The organism is Streptococcus sp. GMD5S, from assembly GCF_000298715.2.
GTDB lineage: Bacteria > Bacillota > Bacilli > Lactobacillales > Streptococcaceae > Streptococcus.
Genome location: NZ_AJRG02000063.1, coordinates 1 through 10,902, shown reverse-complemented (window position 1 = coordinate 10,902; position 10,902 = coordinate 1). Strand labels below are relative to the sequence as shown.

Genomic DNA, 10,902 nt, shown 5'->3' with positions numbered 1-10,902 from the left:
CAAAGCCTTGGTGAGTACGGGCATCCAGCAAGGTCACATGAAGTTACAGGCCAAATCCTTAGCTCTCCTAGCAGGTGCTAGTGAGTCTGAAGTTGCTCCCCTCGTTAAGCACCTCATCGCAGATAAAACCTTTAACTTAGAGACAGCCCAGCGCTATCTCGAAAACTTAAGATCATAAAAAACTCAGACGAATTCGTCTGAGTTTTTTGTACTTAAATACTTTTTCCAGGTAATAGGGTGACTGGTAAGAAGTAACCAGTTGTCGCGACTTCCTTGCCTTCGATCTTCTGCAAGAGAAGATCAACAGTGAGTTGGGCAATCTCTTCCAAGGGTTGCTTGATGGTCGCCAGTTGAGGGTAGTAGTTTTCGATAAAGTAAGTCCCATCATAGCCGATGACTTTGAGCTCTTCAGGAACAGAGATTCCCAGTTCCTGAGCTATTTTGATAACCAAGATGGCTGTCAGATCATCTGAAGCAAAGATAGCATCTGGTTTCTGATGAGTCAAGATATTCTTGATTTCCATTTCCTTTCTGACGGGAGAAAAGTCACTCGAAACATTGATAATAGGCGCTTTTGGGAGTACAGAGGCAAAACCAGCATGACGCAGTCCAGTAGGCGAATTGGAATTGTCATTCCCTGTAATCATGATAATAGACTGGGCACCTGTCTTGACCAAGGTTTGGGCAGCGAGAACCCCGCCACCGTAGTTGTCAGAGGAGACAACAGGAATGTCTGGAGACAAGTTTCGGTCAAAGGAAATGATTGGCGCTGTTACACGATTGTAGTCTTCAATTCCCAAGTTATGACTACCAGAAATGATACCGTCGACCTGATTGGCCTCTAGCATTTCGATGTACTCCCGTTCCTTCTTAGAGTCGTGCTCGCTGTTACAGATGATGGTCTTGTATCCATTTTTAAAGAGTTGGTGTTCCAACTTATCAATCAATTCTGCATAGAAAACATTGGAAATATTTGGGAAAATTAAGCCAATCAACTTAGCTGATTTTCCTTGGAGGCTACGAGCTAAATTGTTGGGCTTATAGCCCAATTCTCTCATGGCTTCATTGACCTTGAGAATGGTTTTTTCAGACAGATAACCTTTTTTATTGATAACCCGAGAAACGGTAGTAGGGCTGACACCAGCAAGTTTTGCGACATCAGTTAGTTTTGCGACCATAATCTAATTCATAGTAGGTTCCGGTTGGGTTTCCAGATTTGATCAGGATACCATTTTGATCGGCATTCGGAAAGACGCGACCAGAAAATACTTTTTCTCCTTTATTGATAAAAATTTCAAAAACAGAATTGTCGATGAAGATGTTAGCAGTAGTAGTTTGCTTGTCGATTGGGCAAGAACGAGTGCTTCCAAATTCTTGGGCGTACTGCTCACCAGCCTGGCTACGATCCACTGTCACTTGACCATTTACAAGGTCAAAGTTGATTGAAAGTCCCTTGCCTTCTTTGTCGGCAAGTAAGACAATCTCGCTCTGGCTATTGGCTTCCAAGTTGAGCTCGAGTTCATAGCTGTTATTGGTTTGAGCACGATTTGAAAAGGGTTCTTCAGAGACACGAAGGTCCTTGATAGCTGCGACAGGGTATTGGTAGAGTTTGCCATCTTTGATAGTGAGTTCCTTGACCAATGAGAAAGTTCCTTGGTGGTCAAAACGATCAGATGGGTAGACTACATCTGGTAGTCCAAGCCAACTAACTGCTAGAGAGCGTCCGTCTGGAGCGTTGAAGGCTTGCGTTGCATAGGCTTCGAAACCATAGTCTAGATTTTGCAATGGAGAGACATCTACCATTTTAGCATTTTCAGGATCAAAAGAAGCCCCGATTTTGTACATGTTTGGATAGATATTATCATAGTCTAGAACACTCTTATCCAATCCTTGCGGGCAGTAGAGAAGTACAGGTTGTTCACCGATAAAGACCAGATTTGGACATTCCATCATATAGGCAGTACGGTCGTTGGCAAAGTCTAGGTCACCAACTGCTTGCCAGTTGGTGTAATCATTATCTATAGCCTTGTAGAGACGAACAAAGCCTTTTTTCTCCAAGTCCTGTCCACCCACGATAGCATAATATTGCCCCTTAAAGTTGAAAATTTGTGGGTCACGGAAGTGATCAGTAGAGTCTGATGGCTGGTCAATCAAGATCTTGTCAATTTTTGTAATCTTGCCATCCTTATCTAAAAGAGCCCCGATCTGGTAGGGGTGACGGATCCAGTTTTCATCACGGACATTTCCAGTATAAAATAGGAACAACTGATCGCCAAACTGCATGGCAGAACCAGAGTAGGCACCGTGGCTATCTAATGGAGTATCTGGCAAAACTTTGACTCCAGTTTCTGTAAAGCGCACTAAATCATCACTTTCAAGCTGCACCCAAGACTTCAACCCATGTGCTGCACCAAAGGGGAAGTTCTGGTAAAAGAGAATCCATTTGCCATCGAAATAAGAAAAGCCATTTGGGTCATTGAGAAGACCTATTTTAGGCTCGACATGGTAACGAGTATGCCAAGGAGATTGTGCCATCGTTTCCTTGATTTGTTTGATTTCATCATTAGACCAGTCTTCATAGCGTCTATAACGGCGCTCAGTTGTCCATTCCATTTTATCTTTCCTCCTAAAGTTCTACTACCTTAATAGTAAACGTTTTCGACCAAAAAAGCAAGTCTTTTATGTTAAAAAATAGCAAAAAATGTCAAACGGTTGCCATAAATCAAGTAAAGGAAATCTAACAAATTTTCACGAAAAAATGAAAGAAAATGTAAATAAAAACCTTTATTCCTCAAGTTTAAAGATATTTTTTTGAGGAAAAAGAGAATTTCCCTCAAAAACGAGCAAAAATAATCAGAGGAAAAAGAAAGGGAATAAAAATTTCTGCAAAACGCTTGACATATTTTAGAAACATGATAAAATAATAGTCGTAGGGCGGATAAAATCGCTTTCAAACACTTTACAAAATTTTATATAAGGAGATTTTTGCAAATGAACAATCAGGATATTGCAAAAAAGGTCATCGAAGCCCTTGGTGGACGTGAAAATGTCAACAGTGTAGCTCACTGTGCGACTCGTCTACGTGTCATGGTCAAAGATGAAGGGAAAATCAAGAAGGAAGTGATTGAGAACTTGGATAAAGTTCAAGGAGCTTTCTTTAACTCAGGCCAATACCAAATCATCTTTGGGACTGGTACAGTAAACAAGATGTACGACGAAGTGGTTGCACTTGGTTTGCCAACCTCTTCTAAAGAAGACATGAAGGCAGAAGCTGCCAAACAAGGAAATTGGTTCCAACGTGCTATCCGTACTTTCGGTGACGTATTCGTACCAATCATTCCAGTTATCGTAGCAACTGGTCTCTTCATGGGTGTTCGTGGTCTCTTGACTGCTCTTGGGATGACACTTCCAGAAGATGTGACAACTTACACTCAAATCTTGACTGATACAGCCTTTATTATCTTGCCAGGATTGGTTGTTTGGTCAACCTTCCGTGTATTCGGTGGTAACCCAGCCGTTGGTATCGTCCTTGGTATGATGCTCGTATCTGACTCACTTCCAAATGCCTGGGCTGTTGCTTCTGGTGGTGAAGTAACTGCAATGCAGTTCTTCGGATTTATCCCAGTTGTAGGTTTGCAAGGTTCAGTTCTTCCAGCCTTCATCATCGGGGTTGTCGGAGCTAAATTTGAAAAAGCTGTTCGTAAAGTTGTTCCAGATGTACTTGACCTCTTGGTAACACCGTTCGTAACACTCCTTGTAATGTCAATCCTTGGATTGTTTGTTATCGGACCAGTCTTCCACGTTGTTGAAAGTTACATCCTCATTGGAACAAAAGCTATTCTTAACTTGCCATTCGGACTTGGTGGTTTCTTGATTGGTGGAGTTCACCAATTAATCGTCGTATCAGGTGTTCATCACATCTTCAACTTGCTTGAAGTTCAATTGCTTGCTGCTGACCATGCTAACCCATTCAACGCTATCATCACAGCTGCCATGACTGCTCAAGGTGCTGCGACAGTAGCCGTTGGTGTGAAAACTAAAAATCCTAAACTTAAAACACTTGCTTTCCCAGCTGCTCTTTCTGCCTTCCTAGGTATTACTGAGCCTGCTATCTTCGGGGTTAACTTGCGTTTCCGTAAACCATTCTTCCTTTCATTGATTGCTGGTGCAATCGGTGGTGGATTGGCATCTATCCTTGGACTTGCTGGTACTGGTAATGGTATCACAGTCATCCCTGGTACAATGCTTTACATTGGTAACGGACAACTTCTACAATACCTTCTTATGGTAGCTGTATCATTTGTACTTGGTTTTGCTCTTACTTACATGTTTGGTTACGAAGATGAAGTAGAAGAAGTTTCAGGAGCAATTTCTGAAGCTGAAACTGACCGTTTAACAGAAGAAGCAGTAACTGGTACTGTGGTTTCACCTAGCGAAGGTGTTATCCAAACACCAATCGTTGGTGACGTTGTTGCTCTTTCAAATGTGAATGACCCAGTATTCTCAAGTGGAGCTATGGGACAAGGTATCGCCGTGAAACCTAGCCAAGATGTTGTTTATGCACCAGCTGATGCTGAAGTAACAATCGTCTTCCCAACTGGCCATGCTTATGGATTGAGAACAGCTAACGGTGCTGAAATCTTAATTCACGTTGGTATCGACACTGTTTCAATGAACGGTGAAGGCTTCAACCATAAAGTTGCCCAAGGTGACAAGGTTAAAGCTGGAGATGTTCTTGGAACATTTGACTCAGCTAAGATTGCTGCTGCAGGTCTTGATAACACAACTATGGTTATCGTAACAAACACTGCAGACTTTGCTTCAGTAAATCCAGTTGCTTCTGGATCAGTTGCTAAGGGTGACGCAATCATCGAAGTTAAAGCTTAATAAAACAAAAAAACGAACAAATGTCATGTTTGTTCGTTTTTACTTGGATGGTAAGATTTACAGAGGAAAATCTAAAATATTGAGAAATCTAGCCCTTTAAAATGTGCTATAATAGAGAAAACAAAGATAAGAGGTTTATCATGACAAAATTATATGGAAGCTTAGAAGCGGGCGGTACAAAGTTTGTCTGTGCTGTCGGTGATGAAAACTTTAATGTTGTGGAAAAAACACAATTTCCAACAACAACTCCTATCGAGACTATCGATAAAACCATCGAGTTCTTTTCAAAATTCGATAATCTTGCTGGTCTTGCTGTCGGTTCATTTGGTCCGATCGATATCGACAAAAACTCAAAAACCTATGGCTTTATCACAACGACTCCAAAACCTCACTGGGCAAATGTAGACCTACTTGGGGCTCTCCGTCGTGCCCTCAACGTACCCATGTATTTCACCACAGACGTAAATAGCTCTGCCTATGGTGAAGTAGTTGCTCGTAACAATGCTGGTGGCCGTATCGAAAACTTGGTTTACTACACGATCGGTACAGGGATCGGTGCAGGTGTTATCCAACGTGGTGAGTTTATCGGTGGTGTCGGTCACCCTGAGATGGGTCACTACTATGTGGCTAAACACCCAATGGATGTAGAAAAAGAATTTAACGGCGTCTGTCCTTTCCATAAGGGTTGTTTGGAAGGCTTTGCGGCTGGACCAAGTCTAGAAGCTCGTACAGGTGTTCGTGGCGAAAACATCGAACTCAACAGCTCTGTCTGGGATGTTCAAGCCTACTATATCGCTCAGGCTGCGGTCAATGCTACTGTGACTTTCCGCCCAGACGTCATCGTCTTTGGTGGTGGGGTTATGGCCCAACAACACATGCTGGACCGTGTACGTGAGAAATTCACTGCTCTTCTAAATGGTTACCTACCAGTACCAGACGTGCGTGACTATATCGTGACTCCAGCAGTCGCAGGCAATGGTTCTGCCACACTTGGGAACTTTGTCCTTGCTAAGAGTGTCGCAAAATAAAACAAAGAAAATATCCGCTTGGGAAACCAAACGGATTTTTCTATCCTCAAAACATCTGCCAGAAGAAATCAATAATATAAGTCAAACCATAAGTATAAACCACTAGGGTAAAGGGCTTGGTCAAAACGATGATAATCATATAGCGTTTGAAGGTCATCTTGGTGAGGGCAGCCAGCATGCAGAGAAAGTCAGCTGGACTGACAGGCCAGATCATCATAAAGATAAAGAACCGCTCGAAACGATTGCCCTTATCTAGCCAACCAATGTACTTGTCATAGGTACGCTTGCTGACGACCGACTGAACAAAGGCAGCTCCATAGAGACGCACGAGGTAAAAGATAATGGCACAGCCAATCACGATGCCGATATAGTTATAGATGGTTCCGATGATATGGCCGTAAATAAAGACCCCAGCCACTGAGGTCAAAGCTCCCGGAATAATCGGAACAACAGTTTGTAGGATCTGTAAAAAGATAAAGAGTGGTGGCCCCCAGACTCCAGCTTGCTGGATAAAGGCTGATAGGGTTTCCTTTGATTGTAAAACACCCGCCTGATAGGCCCAAATACAGAAAATCAAGGTGCCGACTCCCCCCACGATAGATGAAATATTGATGACTTGCTGTAGAAGGGGAGAAACAGCTTTCATTTGCTTATCCTGTGACATGTAAACTCCTCATAGATAGTATGATTCTACTATACCATATTTTGTGGAGAAAAACTATCTGGATTATCTGACTGGTGAAATAAGTGTGGTAAAATGAGAATAAGAAAATGACGGTATAGAATGAGGGGTATCATGTTAGGTTTAAACTTTAAAGGAAGCTGGCGCCAATATCAAAAACAGGTCTTGGATCGTTTTCAGGACTATCAAGCAGACGGTCATGTTCATCTAGTGGCCGCTCCAGGGTCTGGAAAGACAACCATTGGTATCGAGCTAATCGCTCGTTTTGGTAACCCAGCCCTCATCTTAGTTCCGACTGTCACCATTCGTGAACAATGGGTGGATAGAATACAAACTGCTTTTCTAGAGGATGGTCAGAGGCTTTCAGACCTCGTTTCCCAAAACTTAAAGGAGATGAAGACATTAACGATTGTGACCTATCAGGCTTTTCATAGCGCCATGAACCAATTGCAATCACAAGAAGATGGAGAAGCAGAGGATTTTGTGGGGTTTGATTTGCTTGCAAGCCTAAGAGCTCAGAAAGTTGCGACTCTTTGTTTGGACGAATGCCACCACCTGCGCAATGAATGGTGGAAAAGTCTGGAAGCCTTTCGCAAGCAGTATGGACCGCTGAAACTCATCTCCTTGACAGCGACACCACCTTATGACAGCGAGCCTGAACTTTGGGAACGCTATATCCGTATGTGTGGGGAGATCGATCAAGAAATCACGGTACCTGAACTAGTCAAGGAAGACACTCTTTGCCCTCATCAGGATTTTGTCTATATGTGTTCACCAACAGCTGAAGAGGCGGAACGTCTCAAACGGTTTGAGGAGACTAAGTGGGACTATATTCATCACCTTATAGTCGATCCTGATTTTCAAACATTTGTAGCAGGCTCTAAGGTCCTCAAAGGGGATATTTCATCTGATTTGCTCTTAGAAGATCCCAAGTACTTGTCTGCTATATTGATTTATATACATTCTCAGGGGTTAACGATTTCTCCCTCTTTACAAAATTTACTGGGAACCCAGAAGCTTCCAGCATTGACCTCCTACTGGCTGGAGACGCTGTTGCAGAGCATACTCTATCAGACACCAGATTGGTATAAGGATCCAGATGGATATAAGAAAAAGTTAGAGGCTGACTTGAAGGCGCGTGGGTTGGTGGAAAAACGTCAGGTTTATCTGGTTAAGTCCAAGGCTTCCGATCAGCTTTTAACCCAATCTCTAGGGAAGTTGTCTGCCATTGCCGATATCTTTTTGACGGAGTATGAGAGTCTAGGTCAGGAACTGAGACAGTTAGTACTAGCTGACTATATTCGCAAGGATTTTGCCACCTATCTGGGAGATAATCAGGCAACCATTTCTCAGTTGGGGGTTCTCCCTTATTTTGAAAGCATTCGTCGAAAAGCTCAGGAACAAGAGATACCTGTGTCTTTGGCTGTCTTGTCAGGTAGTGTCGTTATTTTGCCTACCGATGTGGCAGCAGAGTTTAAGGAGCTCTTGCCTCAGGTTCCTCTTAGTTTCTCACCTATTGGTCACTTGGATCCAAAAGATTATGTGCAGGTTAGTTTTCCGAGCTCAGCTAAGGGAATCGTAGCGGCAGTGACGGAGCTTTTTCAACGAGGGCGGATTCAAGTCCTAGTCGGAACCAAATCTCTCCTTGGAGAGGGTTGGGATGCTCCTTGCGTTAATTCCCTAATCCTCGGAAGCTTTGTGGGGAGCTTTATGCTGAGTAACCAGATGCGCGGGCGTGCCGTTCGTATCTGGCCGGGACATCCAGAAAAGACCAGCAACATCTGGCATCTGGTAGCCGTTCAAGCGCAAGCACTCATCACTCTTCCTGGTGAGGAGCCTAGACCAGAGAGCAATCAGGATCTGCAGACCTTGTCGCGACGGATGGAGCATTTTCTTGGATTGGCCTATAATCAGGAGAGTATTGAGACCGGTTTGGATCGTTTGGATTTTCCAAAGCCCCCTTTTAAGAAAAATCAAATTAGTGAGTACAATGAGCGAGTTAAGAGTCTCTCCAAGGATCGATCAGGCTTGAGACAAAAATGGCAGGAAGCTCTTGTCGTAGCGGATCAGTTCGAGGTAGTTACAGAAGTCGCAACTCAAAAACAGAAAATTCCAGTCATGCTCTTTCTTGATGCATTAAAATGGGTTCGCATGTCATTGCTCTTGTTGGCAGTGGATTTGTTGGTCTTGCTATTTAGACTGAGACTGATCGGTGTTTGGTGGCTTACGACAGCCTGTCTCCTCTTTTTGGCCTTTGCCTCTTGGCGTTACCTCCGCTATAAGAGTCCTTATAAACGATTGCAGTCTCTGGGTGAGCAAATCCGAAAGGCTATGCTAGATTCGGGGCATCTAACGGATGATCAATCCCGTGTTCAGGTAGAGGATGACAAGGAAAACTACATGGTCTTTGCCTATCTCAAGGGAGGAAGCATGAGGGACAAGGAGTTGTTTGCACATACTTTGGGAGAGTTCTTTGCTCCAGTGGACAACCAGCGCTATCTCTTGAAGACAGAGAAAGTCCGACAAGGTCAGTCACCTTACTATGTCGTGCCTAGTCTTTTTGACAAGCGCAAGGAAGAAGCGCAGAAATTCCTCGACTTTCTGACACCGACTATCGGACGCTATCATCTCGTCTACACACGAACAGAGACCGGAAGGAAAATCCTTCTAGAAGCTCGTATCAAAGCTCTCTCTAACAAAAACGACCGTATCTTGACTAAGAAGAAGGTTAAAAGTCAGTTGGAGTAGGGGAGGTAGCTATTCGAAGTTTCGAAGATATGAATTTACTAAAGTTTATATGCATTCTAAACTTAGAATGGCAAGAAATACATAAATTTATGAGCATTCTAAGCTTCGGATAGTCTATCTGAGAAAGTTTTGAGGTCTTCGAAGTTTCGAATGATCCTCTTTCCTAAAGTTTAGATGTATTCTAAAGCTAGAAAAGTTAAAATCTAAAAATAGTAAGAGTCTCTAGCTGACAGACGGAAATGTTTCCAGTCAGATAGGGATTTTTTATTTTGGAAATAAAAGATTTGCCCTGAGAAGTACATTTTAGATGGAAATATTGACAGTTCAGAGGAAGGGGGACAAATCTTTTAAAGTAACTGTTAGAATGGATTTATAAATTTAAGGGAAAACTCCTTTTTGAAATAATGAAAATAGAAAGGTTATCATCATGACAAAAACATTCACTATCCGCCCTCTAAGCTACACCAACTTTACCAACCGTGAGTTTGAAAGTCTCATGGTTGACACGGGTCAACTACTAGAAGTTTTTGCCAAGGCACATAAGGACGAGCCTATGTATAGCAAGCACCTCGATTCCTTCAAGAGCAAGCTAGCAGACTTCCAAGGCCAACTCGCTATCGTAGAAAAGAAAGAGACGACGAACCTAACCGAAGTCGATCGCAATCGTGACAGTGCCCTAGTCGGTCTCTTTACTCTTCATAGGGGCTTTGCTAAGATCAAGGAAAGCAAACTCAAAGAAGCCCATGAGACTTTGAAACCAGTCTTTGCCAAGTACAAGGATATCACCAAGCATAGCAATGATGTGGAAACGGCAGAAATCAAGAGCCTGCTCAAAACCCTGAGTGAAGAACCCTACCAGACGGCAGTTACTAGTCTAGGATTGACACCTATGCTCCTTGCAGTCACTAGTGCGCAGGAGGAATATGATAAGGTGGAAAGTCAGGCGCGTGCGCATAAGTCTGCTAAGGAAGTCGGGAAGACCAGACAAGTCCGTACCGAACTAACCAGCATCTACGACCTCTTTATGCGCTATACCGCAGCCAGCGCAGAAGCTTATCCAGAAAAAGAGCACCTGACCAAACTTCTCAAGGATCTAAACACAATCCGAGATAGCAAACGCCGATTGACTGGTTCGACTAAGAAGGATAAGAAAGTGAAAGTAGAAGAAGCAGAACGAGTAGCAGGATAAAGATAAACGTCTTTAGATATATTATTATCTAAAGGCGTTTTTGGGTGGATTCGTGGTATAATTTAAATGATATAATAATTTTGTTTGGCTAATTAAAAACATTAGATAGGGGTGCGGATTTGAATAATGATAAAAAATTAGATGAATTATCCTTTTTGATTTTATTGCAGGAAACTATGGAGTTAAAACAAATGTTATATCAGCTAAACAATTCTAATGATGATTTTGATAGATTTGAAATATCTATACCATTTCTCCCTATTTTATCATCCATCTGTTTAGCTTGGGTGGAAAAATTTGAGAAACATAAAGAAATAGTAAATTTACCAGATATTAAAGGTATTGATTTTGTCACATTATTAAAAAAA

7 protein-coding genes and 2 pseudogenes are annotated in these 10,902 nt (G+C 42.6%); 6 read left to right on the top strand and 3 right to left on the bottom strand.

Features of this window, described 5'->3' with window-relative positions; translation table 11 throughout:
* Positions 1 to 178, top strand: a pseudogene (locus GMD5S_RS10655) (hydroxymethylglutaryl-CoA reductase, degradative); the annotation flags it as partial.
* A 34-nt stretch (positions 179 to 212) separates the two neighbouring features.
* On the opposite strand, the gene GMD5S_RS0209850 reads toward GMD5S_RS10655, so the two are convergent.
* Positions 213 to 1,178 (bottom strand): LacI family DNA-binding transcriptional regulator, encoded by a 966-nt coding sequence (locus GMD5S_RS0209850; RefSeq protein ID WP_000225979.1) that lies wholly within the window; start codon positions 1,176 to 1,178, stop codon positions 213 to 215.
* Positions 1,159 to 2,613 carry a sucrose-6-phosphate hydrolase gene (locus GMD5S_RS0209845; protein WP_000455343.1) on the bottom strand — a complete coding sequence of 485 codons (1,455 nt, stop codon included), beginning with the start codon at positions 2,611 to 2,613 and terminating at the stop codon, positions 1,159 to 1,161. The genes GMD5S_RS0209850 and GMD5S_RS0209845 overlap by 20 nt, the downstream gene beginning before the upstream one ends.
* Before the next feature lie 378 nt (positions 2,614 to 2,991).
* Here GMD5S_RS0209845 and GMD5S_RS0209840 point away from each other — a divergent pair, with 378 nt between their 5' ends.
* Both GMD5S_RS0209840 and scrK read left to right on the top strand, forming a co-directional pair.
* Positions 2,992 to 4,887 carry a sucrose-specific PTS transporter subunit IIBC gene (locus tag GMD5S_RS0209840; protein WP_001064508.1) on the top strand — a complete coding sequence of 632 codons (1,896 nt, stop codon included), beginning with the start codon at positions 2,992 to 2,994 and terminating at the stop codon, positions 4,885 to 4,887.
* Between the two features lie 140 nt (positions 4,888 to 5,027).
* Positions 5,028 to 5,915 (top strand): fructokinase ScrK, encoded by an 888-nt coding sequence (gene scrK / locus GMD5S_RS0209835; protein WP_000164292.1) that lies wholly within the window; start codon positions 5,028 to 5,030, stop codon positions 5,913 to 5,915.
* Between the two features lie 46 nt (positions 5,916 to 5,961).
* On the opposite strand, the gene GMD5S_RS0209830 is transcribed toward scrK, so the two are convergent.
* Positions 5,962 to 6,579, bottom strand: coding sequence for a TVP38/TMEM64 family protein (locus GMD5S_RS0209830; protein ID WP_000076177.1), 618 nt, complete (start codon positions 6,577 to 6,579; stop codon positions 5,962 to 5,964).
* Positions 6,580 to 6,711: 132 nt separating this feature from the next.
* Between GMD5S_RS0209830 and GMD5S_RS0209825 the strand changes: the two genes are divergently transcribed.
* The 3 genes and pseudogenes from GMD5S_RS0209825 to GMD5S_RS0209815 form a co-directional block, all read left to right on the top strand.
* The gene (locus GMD5S_RS0209825; protein WP_000901155.1) at positions 6,712 to 9,345 is read left to right on the top strand and encodes a DEAD/DEAH box helicase family protein; all 2,634 of its coding nucleotides are present in this window, start codon (positions 6,712 to 6,714) and stop codon (positions 9,343 to 9,345) included.
* Positions 9,346 to 9,772: 427 nt separating this feature from the next.
* A complete protein-coding gene (locus GMD5S_RS10765; RefSeq protein WP_000167736.1) occupies positions 9,773 to 10,534 on the top strand; it encodes a DUF6261 family protein in 762 nt (253 codons plus the stop codon).
* Positions 10,535 to 10,653: 119 nt separating this feature from the next.
* A pseudogene (locus tag GMD5S_RS0209815) lies at positions 10,654 to 10,902 on the top strand (hypothetical protein); the annotation flags it as partial.